The following is a 574-nucleotide window of genomic DNA, read 5'->3' as shown; positions in this document are numbered from 1 at the left end:
AAAAATGCCACGCGTTGCGAATCACTCTTAAACAGTTTGTTAGCATGTTGTTTCCGCTACAAACTCATTCACTTGAGAGCGCGTTGTGAAACGTACTTTAGAACCGTGAAAATCTCTGAACAATTGCTGATGGAACTGTCGTGAACTTTTGGACTCGCGAACCGAGTATTCAGAAGCCCATTTTAATAATTCACGAAAATTCTTCTCCGCCTGTTCCTCATTAAGTTGCTTCGAGCTCTCCGAACCACGAGCATAAAGAGAACTTTTACATTCAGACCATTCCAAATCCAAAAACAACAGCATGTCAGCAGAGAAAATAAGCTGTTCGGCTAAAGCACCAAATACTCCCTCAACTACCCAGTTGCATTGAGACTTTATCCTAGCAATTTCATTTTCGATTGCTCCGGTGGAGCGTTTTTGATTATAGCCATCTGGCTCCCATACAATCGAGTCCAAGTTAACTTCTTGCAACTGAAGTTTTCGGGATAACTGTTTCGACAACCAACTCTTGCCTGAGCCAGAATTACCGATGATGAGAATTTTCTTCATATTACTCCCGCATGCTAACGCCCTG

At 42.3% G+C, this 574-nt stretch carries 1 protein-coding gene; it reads right to left on the bottom strand.

Features of this window, described 5'->3' with window-relative positions; translation table 11 throughout:
* Positions 1-39: 39 nt before the first annotated feature.
* On the bottom strand, positions 40-574 hold a 535-nt coding region (locus CBX98_RS25295), incomplete at its 5' end, for an AAA family ATPase (RefSeq protein ID WP_242446618.1).

Origin of the sequence: Vibrio sp. T9 (assembly GCF_003123985.1) — a bacterium.
In the GTDB taxonomy this organism is placed as follows: domain Bacteria; phylum Pseudomonadota; class Gammaproteobacteria; order Enterobacterales; family Vibrionaceae; genus Vibrio; species Vibrio diabolicus.
This window is presented reverse-complemented; position numbering and strand designations above follow the sequence as displayed.